General features: G+C 64.8%; 18 protein-coding genes. 2 read left to right on the top strand and 16 right to left on the bottom strand.

Translation table 11 applies throughout. The features are described 5' to 3' along the window. Positions 1-8 precede the first annotated feature (8 nt). Positions 9-806 carry a M48 family metallopeptidase gene (locus tag C7446_RS04565; RefSeq protein WP_121171677.1) on the bottom strand — a complete coding sequence of 266 codons (798 nt, stop codon included), beginning with the start codon at positions 804-806 and terminating at the stop codon, positions 9-11. A gap of 101 nt (positions 807-907) precedes the next feature. Here C7446_RS04565 and C7446_RS04560 point away from each other — a divergent pair, with 101 nt between their 5' ends. After that, the gene (locus C7446_RS04560) at positions 908-1,762 is read left to right on the top strand and encodes an ATP-binding protein (RefSeq protein ID WP_121171675.1); all 855 of its coding nucleotides are present in this window, start codon (positions 908-910) and stop codon (positions 1,760-1,762) included. Between the two features lie 14 nt (positions 1,763-1,776). Here the strand turns inward: C7446_RS04560 and C7446_RS04555 are convergent, their stop codons facing one another. The 15 genes from C7446_RS04555 to C7446_RS04485 all read right to left on the bottom strand — a co-directional run bounded on the left by C7446_RS04555 (position 1,777) and on the right by C7446_RS04485 (position 16,191). After that, complete coding sequence (locus C7446_RS04555; protein WP_121171673.1) at positions 1,777-2,481, bottom strand: TVP38/TMEM64 family protein; 705 nt, start codon at positions 2,479-2,481, stop codon at positions 1,777-1,779. Between the two features lie 57 nt (positions 2,482-2,538). Next, positions 2,539-3,942: a ribosome biogenesis GTPase Der gene (gene der, locus C7446_RS04550; protein ID WP_121171671.1), complete on the bottom strand. Its 1,404-nt coding sequence runs from the start codon at positions 3,940-3,942 to the stop codon at positions 2,539-2,541. A gap of 134 nt (positions 3,943-4,076) precedes the next feature. Continuing rightward, entirely contained in the window at positions 4,077-5,255 is a 1,179-nt protein-coding gene (gene bamB / locus C7446_RS04545) for an outer membrane protein assembly factor BamB (protein ID WP_121171669.1), read from the bottom strand. Then, positions 5,252-5,926 (bottom strand): YfgM family protein, encoded by a 675-nt coding sequence (locus C7446_RS04540; RefSeq protein ID WP_121171667.1) that lies wholly within the window; start codon positions 5,924-5,926, stop codon positions 5,252-5,254. Before C7446_RS04540 ends, bamB begins: the two co-directional genes overlap by 4 nt. 60 nt (positions 5,927-5,986) lie before the next feature. Next, positions 5,987-7,279 carry a histidine--tRNA ligase gene (gene hisS, locus C7446_RS04535; protein WP_121171665.1) on the bottom strand — a complete coding sequence of 431 codons (1,293 nt, stop codon included), beginning with the start codon at positions 7,277-7,279 and terminating at the stop codon, positions 5,987-5,989. Between the two features lie 57 nt (positions 7,280-7,336). Beyond that, positions 7,337-8,452, bottom strand: coding sequence for a flavodoxin-dependent (E)-4-hydroxy-3-methylbut-2-enyl-diphosphate synthase (gene ispG, locus C7446_RS04530; RefSeq protein WP_121171664.1), 1,116 nt, complete (start codon positions 8,450-8,452; stop codon positions 7,337-7,339). Next, on the bottom strand, positions 8,449-9,486 hold the full coding sequence (locus tag C7446_RS04525) for a RodZ domain-containing protein (RefSeq protein ID WP_121171662.1): 1,038 nt from the start codon (positions 9,484-9,486) through the stop codon (positions 8,449-8,451). The genes ispG and C7446_RS04525 overlap by 4 nt, the downstream gene beginning before the upstream one ends. An 11-nt stretch (positions 9,487-9,497) precedes the next feature. Next, positions 9,498-10,262: a tetratricopeptide repeat protein gene (locus C7446_RS04520; protein WP_121171660.1), complete on the bottom strand. Its 765-nt coding sequence runs from the start codon at positions 10,260-10,262 to the stop codon at positions 9,498-9,500. A gap of 158 nt (positions 10,263-10,420) precedes the next feature. Then, positions 10,421-11,584 carry a dual-specificity RNA methyltransferase RlmN gene (gene rlmN, locus C7446_RS04515; protein ID WP_121171658.1) on the bottom strand — a complete coding sequence of 388 codons (1,164 nt, stop codon included), beginning with the start codon at positions 11,582-11,584 and terminating at the stop codon, positions 10,421-10,423. Positions 11,585-11,683: 99 nt separating this feature from the next. Then, the gene (gene ndk / locus C7446_RS04510; RefSeq protein WP_121171656.1) at positions 11,684-12,112 is read right to left on the bottom strand and encodes a nucleoside-diphosphate kinase; all 429 of its coding nucleotides are present in this window, start codon (positions 12,110-12,112) and stop codon (positions 11,684-11,686) included. Positions 12,113-12,267: 155 nt separating this feature from the next. Beyond that, the gene (locus C7446_RS04505) at positions 12,268-12,594 is read right to left on the bottom strand and encodes a HesB/IscA family protein (protein WP_121171654.1); all 327 of its coding nucleotides are present in this window, start codon (positions 12,592-12,594) and stop codon (positions 12,268-12,270) included. 110 nt (positions 12,595-12,704) lie between these two features. Beyond that, complete coding sequence (locus C7446_RS04500; RefSeq protein ID WP_121171652.1) at positions 12,705-13,862, bottom strand: cysteine desulfurase family protein; 1,158 nt, start codon at positions 13,860-13,862, stop codon at positions 12,705-12,707. Positions 13,863-13,920: 58 nt separating this feature from the next. Further along, the gene (gene iscR, locus C7446_RS04495) at positions 13,921-14,388 is read right to left on the bottom strand and encodes a Fe-S cluster assembly transcriptional regulator IscR (RefSeq protein ID WP_121171650.1); all 468 of its coding nucleotides are present in this window, start codon (positions 14,386-14,388) and stop codon (positions 13,921-13,923) included. A 60-nt stretch (positions 14,389-14,448) separates the two neighbouring features. Beyond that, a complete protein-coding gene (gene cysE, locus C7446_RS04490) occupies positions 14,449-15,345 on the bottom strand; it encodes a serine O-acetyltransferase (protein WP_121171648.1) in 897 nt (298 codons plus the stop codon). A gap of 78 nt (positions 15,346-15,423) precedes the next feature. Further along, positions 15,424-16,191, bottom strand: coding sequence for an RNA methyltransferase (locus tag C7446_RS04485; RefSeq protein ID WP_121171646.1), 768 nt, complete (start codon positions 16,189-16,191; stop codon positions 15,424-15,426). Positions 16,192-16,494: 303 nt separating this feature from the next. Here C7446_RS04485 and C7446_RS04480 point away from each other — a divergent pair, with 303 nt between their 5' ends. Further along, positions 16,495-17,289, top strand: coding sequence for an inositol monophosphatase family protein (locus C7446_RS04480; protein ID WP_121171644.1), 795 nt, complete (start codon positions 16,495-16,497; stop codon positions 17,287-17,289). Positions 17,290-17,341 lie beyond the last annotated feature (52 nt).

Genomic DNA, 17,341 nt, shown 5'->3' with positions numbered 1-17,341 from the left:
CCACCGCTTCAGGGGCGCTGACAGTCGGGACGAAGGCTTGCCTCGCGGGCCCGGGCGGCCGTCTGCTGCGCTTCGCTCATGTGGCTTTCAAGGGCGTTGATGCGCTGGCCGTTGCTCGGGTGGGTCGAGGCCCAGGCCGGTGGTTCATTGCTTCCGGAGGCCTGCGACATGTTCTGCCACAGCTGGAGGCTGGCTTCGGGGTTGAACCCGGCGCGTGCCATCAGCCGCAGGCCCAGCACGTCGGCTTCGCTCTCCTGCTTGCGTGAATAGGGCAGCAGGATGCCGTACTGGGCGCCGGCTCCCAGCAGGGTGGCAAGCTGTTCGCCGCCGCTTCCGGCAACCGCCTGGATGACCCCGAGACCGGACTGGGTCAGTGTCTGGGTAGAGGTCCGCTCGTTGGCATGATCGGCCAGCACGTGTGCCATTTCATGGCCGACCACGGTGGCCAGCTGATCCTGGTTCTCGGCGACCTTCAGCATACCGCTGTTGATCACGACATAGCCGCCCGGCAGGGCGAAGGCATTGGGAGAGTCATCCTTGAATACGCCCACCTGCCACTGCTCCGGGCCATCTCCCTGCGGCAGCTCCCTGATGATGGCATTGGCCACACAGCTGGCGTAATCGGCCGTGGCGCCGGTGGCCCGCTCATGGCTGCCGGCATACTGCTGATAGGCTTCGGCTCCCTGCTGCTGGAGCTGGCTGTCATCAAACAGGGCCAGCTGCGAGCGTCCCAGCGGGGACGTGGCGCAGGCGCCCAGCCCCAGCGGCAACAGCATGACCAGCAGGATGGTAAGGCGACGACACATGATGGGTGAAACTCCCTTTTTGACATGATGGTGGGCGCAGCCCGTGACACGCATCTTGAATGATGCCATCCGAGAGGGTGGCATGGGGATGGAAAAGACGCATGGATGAGAGACTGAACGAACGACTGGCCAATCTGCTGGACCGGCTGGAACCCCTGCTGCCACCGGAGAGCGTACCGATCGACTGGCACAGTGACGTGGCCGCCCTGTGGGAGCGTCACGCCCTGGGGGGCCGACTGGTGCCGGTGGTGCCGCGCGATACGCTGCAGCTGTCGGCGCTGGTGGGCATCGACCGCCAGAAACGGGCGCTGGTGGATAATACCCGCGCCTTTCTGGCCGGTCGACCGGCCAACCACGTGCTGCTGTGGGGCGCCCGGGGTACCGGCAAATCCTCGGTCGTCCGGGCGCTGATCAATGATCTGGCTGCAGAGGGGCTGCGCCTGATCCAGGTGGATCGTCATGACCTTGGCAGCCTGCCGACGCTGGTCAATCGGTTGCGGGACAGTGAGTACCGCTTTGTCGTCTACTGTGACGATCTCTCCTTCGAGAGCAATGACGATGCCTACAAGGCGCTCAAGAGCGTACTGGACGGGGCACTGACCGGTCCGCCGGACAATGTGCTGCTCTATGCCACCTCGAACCGGCGCCATCTGATGCCGGAGTCCAGCGCCGACAATCAGGAGACACACATCGAGAACGGCGAACTTCATCACGGCGATGCCGTGGAGGAGAAGATCTCGCTTTCCGATCGTTTCGGGCTGTGGCTGTCGTTCTACCCCTTCAACCAGGAGACCTATCTCGAGGCCTGTGGCTGGTGGGTCGAGCAGCTCGGCGGCACCTTCGACGAGGCGGCCCGGGAAGCGGCCCACCGCCATGCCATTGCCCGCGGTGTGCGCAGCGGACGGGCGGCCTGGCAGTTCGCGGCCGGCTGGGTAGGCGATCCCTCGCACGGTTGAGGTTGGCGGTCACGCTATGATTCGTGGCGTGATTGGTCGGCCGGGCGCCAGCGATTGCGCCGGCGCTGCAGCAGATAGAGTGTCAGCTGCAGCGTTGCCAGCAGCGCCAGAGCGCCCAGCAGATCGGGTGAAAGCAGGTCGTGAAAGTCCTGCAGTTCGCTGATCTGCTGGCCGGCATTGACGAAAACCACGATGCCGGGCAGCAGACCGAGCTGGGTGGCCGCATAGAAGACCGCCGGGCGCAGCCGGGTTACCCCCATGGCCAGGTTGACCACGGCAAAGGGGAAGATCGGCAGCAGGCGCAGCATGAACAGATAGTGTCCGCCTTCGCGTTCGATGCCGCGATTGATGATGCCGATATGCCGGGCCAGCCGCCTTTCAACACTGCTGCGCAGCAGGGTACGGGCGAGCAGGAAGGCCAGCATGGCGCCCAGGGCGCTGGCGAAGGAGACGATCGGCACGCCCCAGCCCAGCCCGAACAGCGCCCCGGCCAGCAGGTTGAGCGGCGTGGCGCCGGGCAGCATCAGTACTGCAAACAGCAGATAGCCGCCGAAGAAGGCGCCGGCGATCAGCCAGGGGGAGTGATCGAACCACGCGCGAAAGTGCGCCTGGCCGCTTTGCAGGTTGTGCAGGGACAGCGCCTCGTTCAGCCCGGTGGCAAAGAACAGCACCATCACGGTAATCAGCACCAGTATGACCAGCAGCTTGGCTCTGCTCATGACGGGTCTGGTGGTTCGATGGGCCACCCGCAAGGGTCGTGCATCCGCCAATGCGAATCAGCGTTTGCCGCGTCGGGACTGGCGTGTACGCGCCAGCTGACGCTCGCGCGCCCGCTCGCGGTCACTGGCGTCGGGGTTGCTGTCATAGGGGTTGCGGCCCGAACGGAACTCGAAGCGCATTGGCGTGCCTCGCACCTTCAGTACCTTGCGGAAGGTGTTGGTCAGATAGCGCTTGTAGGCTTCCGGCAGCGCATCGGTCTGGTTGCCGTGCACCACGATCAGCGGCGGATTGGCACCCCCCTGGTGGGCCATGCGCAGCTTGATGCGACGCCCGTTGACCATGGGTGGCTGATGTTCGCTGACGGCGTCATGCAGCAGATTGGTCAGGCGATTGGTCGACCAGCGGGTGGTGGAGGAGGCAAAGGCGCGCTCGATCGAGGGATAGAGATCGCCGACCGCGGTGCCGTGCAGCGCCGAGATGAAGTGCAGGTCGGCGTAATCGGCAAAGCCGAGCCGGCGCTTGAGCTCGCTGCGCATCTTGTCCTTCACGTCGGCTTCTAGGCCGTCCCACTTATTGACCGCCAGCACCAGCGCCCGCCCGCTGGAGAGCACGAAATCCAGCAGATGCAGGTCCTGCTCGACCAGCCCGGTGCGGGCATCGAGGACCATGACGGCGACATGGCACTCCTTGATCGCCTCCAGGGTCTTGATGATGGAGAACTTCTCGGCGGTCAGGCTGACGTTCTTGCGCCGTCGCACGCCGGCGGTATCGATCAGCACATAGGGCCGGCCGCGCCGCTCGAAGGGGATTTCGATGGCATCCCGGGTCGTGCCGGCCTCGTCATAGACGACCACCCGCTCTTCACCGAGCAGCCGGTTGACCAGCGTGGACTTGCCGACATTGGGACGGCCGACGATGCCGATGCGAATGCCTTCATCAAGCAGCTCCGGATGCGCTTCCTCCTCGGGTTCGGGGAAGGGCTCGAGCACATGCTCGATCAGGGTGGTCACGTTGCGACCGTGGGCGGCCGCAATGGGATGCGGGTCGCCCAGCCCCAGTGCCCAGAACTCGGCGCCGGCCACCTCTTCCTGCATGCCGTCGGACTTGTTGACCACCAGCCAGGTCTTCTTCTGGTTGACCCGCAGATGGTTGGCGATCGCTTCGTCATCGGGCATCAGGCCGGCCCGGGCATCGACCATGAACAGCACGATGTCGGCCTCGTCGATCGCCAGCAGCGACTGATCGGCCATGGCAGCCTCGATGCCGGCCTCTTCCTCGCCGATGCCACCGGTATCGATGACCGTGTAGGCCTTGCCGCCCAGCACGCCGTTGCCGTACTGGCGGTCGCGGGTCAGGCCGGGATAGTCGGCGACGATGGCGTCACGCGACCGCGTCAGGCGGTTGAACAGCGTGGACTTGCCGACATTGGGTCGGCCGACGAGGGCGATAACGGGATTCATGATGGTCCGACGGGCAGTGGATCGGGAAAAAAGCGATGGCGCGCGACCGTTGCCGGCCACGCGCCACCATTGTAACCGAATCGGCGGGAAACGCCGACCCTGTCGATCTGCCCGCCAGGGGCGGGCAAACCGGGTCAGCCGCCGTTGCCGGAGAGCTGTTTCAGGTCGTAGTCGATCAGCTCGCCGTCATTGGTGAAGACGTAGAGCTGGTTGCCGTCGGTCAGCGGGCGGACGCTGATGCCGTCGCCGCCGGCATGGGTGCGGCCGGCAATTTCGCCCGTTTCGGCGTCCAGCAGATGGACATAGCCCTGGTAGTCGCCCATGGCCAGTTCGCCGTCGATGAAGACGGGAGCGGTCAGGTTGCGCCCGCTGAGCGCGTCCTGCTTCCAGATCACCCGCCCGGTATCGACATCCAGCGCCAGCACCTCACTTCTGGAATTGACGGTAAACAGGTGATCGCCGACCCGCACCGGCGTCAGATAGCTGGATTCATCACGGCTCCAGAGGGTATCTCCATTGCGGGCGTTGAGTGCCATCACGCGGCCATTGTAGCTGGTCACGAACAGCCGGCCGTCCTCGGTCAGCACCGGCTGGCCGTCGAGATCGACCAGCTGCTCGACGGCCGTACGTCCCTTCGGGACCGCCACGCGCATGTCCCAGAGCTGCTGGCCGTTGCGATTGTCGAAGACACCGAGACGGCCGTTGGCAAATCCGGCAAAGGTGACCGGTTCGATGGTCCGGGGAGTACCGGTGCCCCGCAGGGTCAGCGCCGGCTGGCTCGAGGTATAGAGCCACTGCTGCTCGCCCGAGAAACGATCCAGCGCCGTCAGCGCACCGTCCACGCTCTGTACCACTACCAGCGAGCTGTTGAGCTGCGGTGGCGCCAGTACCTCACTGGAGACGGTACTCTGCCAGGCGACATCGCCGCTCTCGCCATCGAGGGCCATTACCTCGCCGTTGCGGGTACCGAAGTAGAGCCGTCCGGAATCGAAGGTCAGCCCGCTGGAGATCCTGGCATCGAGATCCTGCTCCCAGCGGACCTCGCCGCTGTCGATATCGATGGCCTTGAGATGACCGCTGGCGCTGGCGGCATAGATGGTATCGGAGGAGATGGCCGGGGTAATGGGATAGCGTGCCCGGCTCAGTGAGCCGATACCCGCTGACCACTGGCCGTCGAGCTCGGCGCTCGGCGTAAAGTCGGTCAGCGGCTTGGGCGGATTCTCCTGAACGTTGCCGGAGCACCCGGCCAGCAGCGTCAGGGCGGCTGCACAGGTCAGGATGCGCAGGGCAGGGCGCGAAGCAGAAACAGTCATGAGGCCTCCGCAGGTGCCAGATCGTCGAGCTTGAGTTGAATGCCGAAGGCCGGCTGGTCGTTCTCCTGTGCCGTCTGCAGTGCCTGCTGCCAAGCCTTGCGAGCATCGGCAGGGCGGTCGAGCGCCTTCAGGATATCCCCGCGGACATCCAGTGCCCGGGCGCCGAGGGCGCCGGAGAAATCATGCTGATCGAGGGTCGCCAGCGCCTGCTCCGGATTGGAGCGGGCCAGCTGGATGCGTGCCAGATCCAGCCGAGCCAGCGACTGTACATAGCCACGCTCGGTGCGGTCCATCAGGTTGTTCAGCGCCTGGGCGGCCCTGTCGAGACTGTCGCCCTCGACCAGCACCCGGGCTTCGATCAGACCTGCCAGATCGGCATAGAGGCTGCCGCCGAACTCGCTCTCGAGCTGACTGGCCAGTTCGAGCGCATTGCTGCGCGCGCCCTCATCGAGCGACTGGCCGCTGACCAGCGTCACGAGCTGACTGTAGCGCAGTGATGCGGCCTGCTGACGCTCGGCCTGGTGGTTCTGCCACCACTGCCAGCCCAGCACGGCGATCACGGCGATGATCACGCCACCGAGGATCGGTTTGCCGTAGTTGCGCCACATCTGTTTGGCGCGTTCGAGCTCCTGATCCTCGTCGTCTTCCAGATGATTCCTGATTTCCGCCACGGGCGGTCTCCTGTTCGACTCTCGGTCCTGTCACCGCACGTCCGTCGGACGTCGGAGGGCTCAGGCCCGCGGGGCGGATGAGCACGGGGCCAGCGTGGTGACCAGCGTTTCGAAGTCCAGTGTCTGCTGTTCGGCTTCGCTGCGCAGGTCCTTGACGCCGACCATGCCGCTGCGCTGCTCCTCTTCACCCAGAATCAGGGCGTAGCGGGCACCGCTGCGATCGGCCCTGCGGATCCGGCTTTTGAAACTGCCGCCGCCGCAGTGTACCTGTACGCGCAGCTCAGGCAAGCGGCTGCGCAACTGCTCGCCGAGGGCGAGGGCATGACGGGTGCCATCATCGCCGAGTGCCATGACATAGACATCCAGGGTGTCATGCGCCTGTTCGGGGATCAGGGCCAGCGTCTCCAGCAGCAGGATCAGCCGCTCGACCCCCATCGCAAACCCGACCGCGGGGGTAGCACGGCCGCCGAGCTGTTCCACCAGCCCATCATACCGACCGCCGGCGCAGATGGTGCCCTGACTGCCCAGCGCGGTCGTGGTCCACTCGAACACGGTGCGATCGTAATAGTCCAGCCCGCGCACCAGCCGCGGATTGATGACGTATTCGATGCCGATGGTATCCAGCAGGGTGCGCAGGGCATCGAAGTGCGCCTGCGATTCGGCATCGAGATGATCGATCAGCTGCGGCGCCCCCTCGACCAGCGTCTGCATGTCGGGATTCTTGGTATCGAGGATGCGCATCGGATTGCTGTGCAGGCGGCGTCTGGCATCGTCATCGAGCTGATCGTGGTGTGCTTCGAAATACTCGACCAGCTGCTGGCGATAGGCCGCCCGGGCCTCGGCCGAACCGAGCGAATTGAGCTCGAGCTGCACATGCTCGTAGAGCCCGAGCTGCTGCCACAGGCGTGCCGACATCAGAATGACCTCGGCGTCGATGTCCGGGCCTTCCAGACCGAAGGTCTCCACGCCGACCTGATGGAACTGGCGGTAGCGACCCTTCTGCGGCCGCTCGTGGCGGAACATCGGTCCGGCATACCAGAGGCGCTGGGTCTGATTGTGCAGCAGACCGTTTTCAATCGCGGCGCGCACCACCGAGGCGGTACCTTCCGGACGCAGGGTCAGGCTGTCGCCGTTGCGATCCTCGAAGGTATACATTTCCTTTTCGACGATGTCGGTAACCTCGCCGATGGAGCGCTTGAACAGGGCAGTCTGCTCGAGGGTGGGCGTACGGATCTCGAGATAGCCGTAGCGCGCCATGAGCCGGCGCACCTGATCTTCGAAATACTGCCAGAGCGGCGAGCGCTCCGGCAGCAGGTCGTTCATGCCACGGATGGCCTGGAGTTTGCTGGACACGATATTGCTCGGTGACTGAAGGTTGACGGTCGTCGCTTCACGACGAGCTGACGCGGATCAGGCTTCGCGCGTGATCACGTTCTGTTCCTCGGCCTCTTTCTGGGCCACGCGCTCGCGGATCATGGCTTCCAGATCATCGACGAGGTGGTCGTTGCGCAGCTTGCGGGCCGGCTTGCCGTCGATGTAGATGAGGTTGTTGGGGCTGCCGCCGGTCAGGCCCAGATCGGCTTCCTTCGCCTCGCCGGGGCCGTTGACCACGCAGCCGATCACGGCCACGTCCAGCGGCGTCATGACGTCCTCGAGCCGTTCCTCGAGCTGGTTCATGGTGCCGATGACATCGAAGTTCTGACGCGAGCAGCTCGGGCAGGCAATGAAGTTGATGCCCTTGCTGCGCAGTCGCAGGCTCTTGAGGATGTCATAACCGACCTTGATCTCCTCGACCGGGTCGGCCGCCAGCGAGATGCGCACGGTATCGCCGATACCGTCCATCAGCAGCGAGCCCAGTCCGATCGAGGACTTGACGGTACCGCTGCGCAGACCGCCGGCCTCGGTGATGCCCAGATGCAGGGGCTGCTCGATGCGATCGGCAATCTGGCGATAGGCCTCGACGGCCATGAAGACATCACTGGCCTTGAGCGAAACCTTGAAGTCGTGGAAGTCCAGGCGATCGAGGTACTCGATGTGACGCAGGGCGGACTCGACCAGCGCGGCGGCGGTCGGTTCGCCGTATTTTTTCTGCAGGTCCTTCTCCAGCGAACCGGCGTTGACCCCGATGCGGATCGGGATGCCGTTGTCACGGGCGGCCTGGACCACCGCCCGCACCCGGTCCTCGCGACCGATGTTGCCGGGGTTGATGCGCAGGCAGTCGGCGCCCAGTTCGGCAACCCGCAGGGCGATGCGGTAGTCGAAGTGGATATCGGTGACCAGCGGCACCGAGGTGCGCTGCTTGATCTGGCCGAACGCCTCGGCACACTCCATGTCCGGCACCGAAACGCGGACGATGTCGCCGCCGGCGGCAGCGATGCGCTCGATCTGTTCGACCGTGGCTTCGACATCGAGGGTGTTGGTGTTGGTCATGCTCTGTACCGAGATCGGCGCGTTACCGCCGACCGGAACATTGCCGACATGAATCTGACGGGACTGGCGACGGTTGATCGGGGACTGGCTGATCATGATGTGGAATCACTCCCCAGGCTGAAACGGGCAACATTGTTGCCACCGGCATGCGAGGACAGATCGACCGGCTCGTTCAGATAGTCAAGCTCGACCTGACTGGCATTGCCGATGGTCAGATGAAAGGGTGGATTACCCCTGATCGTGGTTGAGGTACCGCCCTGTTGTAAACCGCGTAGTACGGTCGTGCCGCTGGCATCGCGGATATCCACCCAGGAGTCGCCGTTGAAGACGAGCCGGGCCTGACGGGGGTTGGGAGCATCATCCTGCTCGCTGCTTTGCGAGGTGGCGGTCTCTTCCGCTCCGGAGAGCCCGGCGGTGGCGCCATCACGCCCCTCGGGGGTGGAAACCTGCAGATTGTTCCGCTCGCTGTCCGCGTTGTTCAACGGGCGATTGGCAACAATCAGGGCAGCGGCCAGGTTGATGTCCTCGCTGCCCATCGACAGCGACGCGGCATTGCTGTCGCTGCTTTCCGGCGGTGGACCGCCGGTTTCGATGTTCTGCTCGGGCAGCGGGGGCAGCGAGCTGTCCTCGCCGCTGCTGTTCGACTCGACGCTTTCCTGTGCTGCCGCGTCACCGTTGCCGGCACTGTCGTAATCGGGCGAGCTGTCGCGATTCTGCCACCAGCTCAGGGTCAGCACGATCAGCGCGATCACCACGATCAGTGTCACCAGCCTAAAAAGGATACGCCCCCAGCGGTTGGGGGGCTTGATGGTGGTGACCGGCTTGACCTGGCGGGCATCGAGGTCCTGGCGGCCGTGAGTGCGGTCATGCGCCGCCACGACCTTCGAGTCGTTGATTCCCAGCAGGCGCGCATAGGCGCGCAGGTAGCCGCGCCGATAGGTGGCAACGGGGACCTGCTCGTAGTTGTCCTGCTCCAGATCGGCGACCAGCGAGGGGCGCAGATTGAGCTGTTCGGCAACTTCTTCCCGGGAGAGGCGCTGCTGTTCACGCTCCGCACGCAGCAGTTCACCGGGACTCTGTGCAGTGTCCTCGGAATCGGTCGAAACTGTCGAGACGTGAGGATCGCTCATGCAGGAGGTCCTTATCGGTTATTGGTGGCAGGGACATCGCTCGCCGCCCCGGCAGGCTGCGATGACGATGGTACAGGACGAAAACCCGGATCGGCGGCGTCCCTGTCACCGGATAGCTCGCGGGCCAGCCGGCGGGTTGCCTCGTTCGGACCGGCCATCTGTTCATATCTTGCCAGCTGACGACTGGCAGTCGTTCGATCACCCAGCTGCCAGGCCAGCTCGGCCACGGCCAGATAGCTGTCGGTCATTTCCGGGGCGATGGTCTGGGCGCGCTGCCAGGCAGCCAGGGCGCGGCGGGGCTGGCCGAGCTGACGGCGGCACTGGCCGAGGTTGGCGTAGAGCCGGGCGCGCTTGTCATAGCGCAGATTACCGGTGGCCTGCTCCAGCTGCTCGCAGGCGCGGGCGATGTCGCCGCGTTCGTAGAGAAAGGCGGCATAGTTGTTGTGAATCCGGGTAGCCTGCCCGTCTGCCGCCAGTGCGCGCTGGAAATAACGCTCGGCGGCCTCATGCTCACCCTGGCGCTGATAGAGCAGGGCCAGACCCTGGAGGACATCGGGATTGCCGGCGGAAAGATCGAGCGCCCGATCCAGCGCCTGCTGGGCGCGCTCAAGCTCGTTGCGCTGCAGGTAGGCCATGCCGAGTCGGGTATAGGCCCCGACGGCGTCATCATCTCCCCGGGTGTGCGCATCACCGGTGGTGGCGCAGCCGACGACCCAGGTACTGACAAGCAGTACGCAGGCCACCAGGGTCGGCGTCCGGCAGAAACGATGAATCATGTGCTCCTCGGTCGGTAGCGGGGGCAGGATCGGTTACCCCGCGATCGATGCATGGCCCCTGACGGGTCGCGATGATCGCACCGGTGGCCTCGAACGACGACCATCAAAGCGCCGGCTGCCAGTGAAGTCAAGGCGTGGCGAGCGAACGGCAGCCGCTTTTACCCGGCATCCAGCTGCACGGTGCTGATATAGCGCTGCGAGCGTTTGGTGCGATCCTTGACCCGGCCCACCAGCTGACCGCAGGCGGCGTCGATGTCGTCACCGCGGGTCATGCGGATGGGCGCGGTATAGCCCAGCTCGTAGAGCCACTGCTGAAAGCGCATGATCTGGTTGCGGGATGGCTTCTCGTACCCGGAACCGGGGAAGGGGTTGAACGGAATCAGATTGATCTTGCAGGGCAGATCGGCAAGGATTTCGGCCAGCCCTTCGGCATGCTCGCGCTGATCGTTGACATCCTTGATCAGGGTGTACTCGACGGTGAGCATGCGGGTGTCATCACACTTGGCCAGATAGCGACGACAGGCATCGAGCAGGGTGTCGATGTTGTACTTGCGGTTGAGCGGTACCAGGGTATTGCGCAACTCATCAGTAGGCGCGTGCAGCGAGATGGCCAGGCTGACATCCATGATGTCACCGAGCTGATCAATGCGCGGCACCACACCGGAGGTCGACAGCGTGACCCGGCGCTTGGAGAGGCCATAGGCATTGTCATCAAGCATCAGCTGCATCGCCGAGACGACATTGTCGAAGTTCATCAGCGGCTCGCCCATGCCCATCATCACCACGTTGGTCACGGCCTTGCGGCCGTCGCCGGAGCCTTCCCGGCCGCCGGCACTGCGCTGCGCCACCCAGACCTGACCGATGATCTCGGCGCTGGTCAGGTTGCGCTGATAACCCTGCTTGCCGGTCGAGCAGAAGCTGCAGTCCAGGGTACAGCCGACCTGGGAAGAGACACACAGGGTGCGGCGATGACCGTTCTCGGAAGGGATCAGCACCGTCTCCACATAGCTGCCGTCCTCGACTTCCAGCACCCACTTGCGGGTGCCATCCTTCGAGTCGCCCTCATAGACCACCCCGGGGGCGCGCACTTCGGCCCGCTGCTCGAGTTTGGCGCGCAGTGCCTTGGACAGGTTGGTCATGTCGGCGAAGCTGTCGACCCCTTCCTGGTGGATCCACTTCATGACCTGGGTGGCACGAAACGGCTTTTCACCGAGCTCGGCGAAGAATGTTCGCAGCTGCTCGCGCGAGAGACCGAGCAGGTTGACGCGCGACGTCTCGGCCGCATCGGCCTGAACGTGGGTCGGTTGCGTGTCTCGAGTCATGGCAGCGGATACCTCATGGCAGGGGCGACGGCGTCGGTGACCGACGGCTGAAACGGCGGTATGGCGATGGCCGCAGGGCGGGCCATCGCCGTGCCTGCTTCAGCCGCGCGCGCAGATCTCGGCGTCGCCGAAGAAATAATGAATTTCGCGCTCGGCCGACTCCGGCGAATCGGAGCCATGAACGGCGTTGGCATCGATCGAGGAGGCGAAATCGGCGCGGATGGTGCCGGCATCGGCTTCCTTCGGGTTGGTGGCGCCCATCAGCTCGCGGTTGCGGGCGATGGCGTTGTCACCCTCGAGTACCTGAACAATGACCGGACCGGAGGTCATGAAGGCGACCAGATCATTGAAGAAGGGACGCTCCCTGTGTTCCGCGTAAAAGCCTTCGGCCTGCTCGCGGGTCAGACGCATCATGCGTGCTGCGACCACACTCAGACCACCCTTTTCGAAGCGGCTGATGATCTCGCCGATGGCATTTTTGGCAATGGCGTCGGGCTTGATGATGGACAGGGTGCGTTCCTGGGCCATGAACTCTCTCCTTGATTGAAAGTGGCCACGCAAGTGCGTGAAGAAGATGAAACGGCGCCCATCGGCGCTGCATGAACGCGATGGGCGCGATCAAAATCGCGGCATTATACCGGCCACGCGGGGTGCTTGCATCCCCCGGGGCCGGGGATGCGCGATCAGACGCTGAAGCTCTCGCCGCAGCCGCACTCGTCCGTGACATTGGGGTTGTTGAAGCGGAAGAACCGGTTCAGACCCTCGTTGACATAGTCGACTTCGGTACCGTCGAGGATTTCCAGCGCTTCGGGATCGACGATGAGTCTGACACCATGATCCTCGAACACCTCATCGCCGGAGGCGACTTCATCGGCGAAATCGAGCACATAGCTGTAACCCGAACAGCCGCTGGGTTTGACGGCGACACGCAGCCCCATGCCTTCGCCGCGCTCGTCGAGCACGTGCCTGATCTGGTGGGCTGCCGATTCGGTAATGCTGATCCGGGCCATCTGGCTCTCCTCCCGGTGGTTGGCTACCGCTCATCAGTGAAGGTAGCAGTCAGTAATGTCAATCCTGTTGCCGGACATGCGTGCGCTCGATGCGTCCTTCGGCAACGGACTCAGGCACTGGTCGGCTGGCGCAACGAGGCGAGGGCCTGCTGCAGGGCCTCGCCGGCCCGGTCGATCTCCTCCGGCGTGGTGAACCGGCCGAAGCTGAAGCGCAGCGAGGCCAGCGCCCGTTCGCGCGGCAGGCCGATCTCGGTCAGCACGTAGGAAGGATCCACGCTGGCCGAGTTGCAGGCCGAGCCGGTAGACACTGCCACATCGCGCAGCGCCATCAGCAGGGCCTCGCCATCAACGCCATCGAAGCCGAGACTGAGGATATTGGGCACGCTGACATTGCCGTCACCATTGATGTGGATACCGTCCTGATCGCTCAGTGACGAAAGCAGGCGTTTTCTCATGGCCTCGGCATGACGGCGATCCTGCTCGATGGCATCGGCCGCGAGGGCAAAGGCCTGCCCCATGCCGACGATCTGATGGGTCGCCAGGGTGCCCGAGCGCATGCCGCGCTCGTGACCGCCGCCGTGAATCAGCGCCTCGAGTCGGATGCCGCGGCGGACATGGAGTGCTCCGATGCCCTTGGGTCCATAGACCTTGTGGCCCGACAGCGACAGCAGGTCGATCGGTTGTTCGGCCATGTCGAGTTCGAGCCGGCCGGCTGCCTGGGCGGCATCGACGTGAAAGGCGGCGCCATGGTCCCGGACGACACGCCCCAGCGCAGTGATGTCATTGATGCTGCCGAGCTCGTTGTTCACCGCCATCAGCGATACCAGCACGGTATCGGGGCGCAGGGCGGCCTGCAGGTCAGCCGGGTCGATCCGGCCATCGGCGCGGGGCGTCAGGCGGGTCACCTCGAAGCCTTCCTGTTCGAGCATGGCCGCCGTGTCGAGCACCGCCTTGTGCTCGATGGCGGAGGTGACCAGGTGGCGGCCGCGGGCACGATTGGCGCGCATGTAGCCGGTCAGCGCCAGGTTGTCGGCTTCGGTGGCGCCCGAGGTCCAGACGATTTCACGCGGGTCGGCCCCGATCAGGTCACTGACCTGACGGCGGGCGCCCTCGACGGCCTGTTCCGCCATCCAGCCGGCCATGTGCGAGCGCGACGCCGGGTTGGCAAAGGTGCCCTCACGGGTCAGATGACGGGCCATGACCTCGGCCACCTGGGGATCGACCGGCGTGGTAGCCGCATAATCGAGATAGATGAGTGACGTGTTCATGGTTTCGTTTCCGGCATCCGGCAGGGTGGCTTTCAGCGTAGCAGCCGCCGGATGTGTGCTATTGGGCAACGATGGTATCGGCATCGGTGCTGCTGCGCTGCTGGCGCAGGGCCACGGCGCGTATATCCTGACGCCGGAGCAGTTCACCGAGCGTGATACCGCTCAGAAAATCGTGGATGGCATCGGAGAGATCGCTCCACAGGAAGTGGGTCAGACAGGTCTCCCCGTTGTGACAGTTCCCGGCGCCCTGACAACGGGTGGCGTCGATCGACTCGTTGACGGCGTCAATGATGCAGGCCACCGAGATGTCATCGGCATCATCGGCCAGCAGGTAACCGCCACCCGGGCCACGCACGCTTCTGACCAGCGACTGGCGACGCAGTCGGGCGAACAGCTGTTCCAGGTAGGAGAGCGAGATCTGCTGGCGGCGCGAGATGTCGGCAAGACTGACGGGCGTGCCGTTACCCTGCAGGGCCAGGTCCAGCATCGCCGTTACCGCATATCGCCCCTTGGTCGTCAGACGCATGGAATACTCTCGAGCAGGAGTGGCCGAATGACGAAATTATGAGAAGTCTGAGTGTTTTGGTCAACTATCGGGCCGCGGGTTCGAGGCCGCTTGCCTGGCATCGCCGTCGTTTCCGGTATGGCGCTGTCGGGCGGGATCATCATGGCGGGGCGGTGAGCAGGGGAAGTCGAGCTCATCGAGCATGGCATCGAAGTCCTCGCGCTCCAGCGGTGGCAGTTCACGAATGCGATCGGCACCGTCGAGTCGCCGCAGTACCCGGCACATCTGCTCCATGCGCTCGTCGACGGCATGCATGTGATCGAGCATGGCCTGCACCGAGCGGGCCATCGGGTCGGGCATCTCTTCGCTCATGCCGTAGGCGTCGAAGCCGAACTTGTCCTGCATGGCCTGACGCCGGGCCGGGTCGACCCCATGCCGCAGGTCAGCCCCGGCCTGCCGGTCGTCGGACTGGCGCACCACCTTGCCGGGAATGCCGACCACCGTTGCCCCGGCGGGTACTTCCCGGGTGACCACGGCATTGGCGCCGACCCGCGCATCGGCACCGACCGTGAACGGGCCGAGGATCTTGGCGCCGGCACCGACGATGACTCCCTTTTCCAGCGTGGGGTGACGCTTGCCGGCGCTCCAGCTGGTCCCGCCCAGGGTCACGCCGTGATAGAGGGTGACATCATCGCCGATTTCGGCGGTTTCGCCGATCACTACTCCCATGCCATGGTCGATGAAGAAACGCCGGCCGATGACCGCGCCGGGGTGGATCTCGATGCCGGTCAACCAGCGCATCAGGGTCGAGAGGGTACGCGCCAGCCAGCGCGCGCCGCGCTGCCACAGCCAGTGTGCCAGGCGGTGGGCGAGCAGGGCGTGCAGGCCGGGATAGTTGGTCAGTACTTCGAAGAAGTTGCGGGCCGCCGGATCGCGGCTGAACACGCTATCAATGTCTTCGCGCAGACGTGCAAACATGGGGTGATCCTGGCGTTGCCTCGGGAAACCGGTCCCGCTTTTTTTCAGCATAGCGGCGCGGTGTGGCGCAGGGAATGGTCAGCGGGAGTGCTCGCTGTCGCCCTTCTGCGTGGCCCGGTCGATCCGGGTCAGAATGCCGCGCAGGATATTCAGTTCCATGCTGTCCAGACGTGAACGCAGCAGCAGCCGCCGCAGTCGCGCCATCAGCTGACGGGGATTGGCGGGGTCGTGAAAGCCGATCCCGGTCAGGGTGTGCTCGAGATGGGTGAAAAGCCGCTCGGTATCGTCATGGCTGGCCAGCGGGTTGTCCCACTCGACGCCGAACGGCTCCGGGGCGGAGGCGGGCGCAGTGGTCAGCCAGGCCTGACGGCACTCGTAGGCCAGTACCTGGACGGCCGCCGCCAGGTTGAGCGAGCCGTAGGAGTCGCTGGTGGGAATGTGCACGTGACTGTGACAGCGCTGCAGCTCTTCGTTGGAGAGTCCGACATCCTCGCGGCCGAACACCAGGGCTGCCCGCGCCTCTGCCGGGCGCAGCTCGCCGGGCAGTCGCGCGGAGAGTTCGCGCGGTGAGCACAGCGGCCAGGGCAGGGTCCGCGAGCGGGCGCTGGCGCCGACCACCAGCGTGCAGTCGGCAACCGCCTGCTCGAGGGTGTCGTCATGGCGCATGCGATCGAGTATGTCCTCTGATCCCGAGGAGCGGGCATGGGCTTCCCCATCCCGGGGATCACAGCGTGGCGCTACCACCGCCAGATCACCGAGCCCCATGGTTTTCATGGCGCGGGCGGCGCCACCGATGTTGCCGGGGTGGCTGGTGCCGATGAGGACGATACGGATACGGTCGAGCATGAAACGGGCTCACGGAGTTCAGGGGCGGGACGAACGAAACGGTGCGCGACGATTCTATCATGGGCGCAAGGGCTCTGCCGGGGTGACTGGCCGACGGGGAACGGGTCTGGTAGCATCGCGGCACTTCTGCTGTCACCCGAGCCCGGATTCAGTGGCGCTCGTCTCCCGGACAGCTTCCGATCCCGTTGCCACGAACATGAGATCACTGCATCGCAGCGACGGTGTATCGAACCGGCACCGATCGCTTGTCTCGGTGCCAGCGTGTCCGCTCTTTAAAAGTCTTCCGATGCCCAGGGGTTGATGATGCAACCGATGGTTCAATTCGCGCTGCGTGCGCTGCGCGGTGCCCAGGAACAGTTCGTGCGTATCCGCGAACGTCTCGAAATCGCCCGCGAGGACAACACCCTCGATGAACTGCTGGCCGACGCCGGCGGTCGTGCCGAGTCACTGATCGCCTCGCATTTTGCGCGCGGCTATCCGCAGCACGGCCTGTCGGGGCGCTATATCCCCCGCCGCGAGAGCAGCGGCGAAAGCCGGGGCTGGGAGTGGCAGATCGAGCTCTTTCACGGCTATCCCAATCTGGCCATCGGGGCGCCGGGCTGTGCCATTTCACTGGTTTGTCTGCACAACGGCCGCCCCGAGTGCGCCGTGGTCATCTCGCCCTTTACCGACGAGGAGTTCGTCGCCAGCCGTGGTCGCGGTGTGCAGATGAACGGGCATCGGCTGCGTGTGACCCGCCGGACGGCGGTTGATGGGGCGCGGCTGGCGATGGGGCTGCCCGAGAGCTGGATGCAGGCGCGTCACATTGATCGCTGGCAGTCGCTGAGTACCCGGCTGGGACCCCGCATGGGGCTGCTGCGAACCTCCGGCTGCCCGCTGCTCGATCTGCTCGAACTCGCCTCCGGCCGCGTGGATGCGGCGCTGGTGCTGGGTATCGATGAGCAGGATCTGCATATCGCCAATCTGATGCTCAAGGAGGCCGGGGCGCTGATGGGCTCTCCCGAAGGGCATCCTCAGGTGGCCCCGGAAGGGGTGCTGATGGCGGCTGCGCCGCGTCTCTACAAGCAGCTGGTACAGCTGGTAGGCACCGCCGCCTGACATGGCCTGCTCTCGCATCTGCCGGGAGGATTGAAAGCAAAAGCCCGCCTCG

Origin of the sequence: Kushneria sinocarnis, from assembly GCF_003633775.1 — a bacterium.
Lineage (GTDB): Bacteria > Pseudomonadota > Gammaproteobacteria > Pseudomonadales > Halomonadaceae > Kushneria > Kushneria sinocarnis.
Note: the sequence above shows the minus strand (reverse complement) of the source record. Positions and strands in the feature narration are given on the sequence as shown.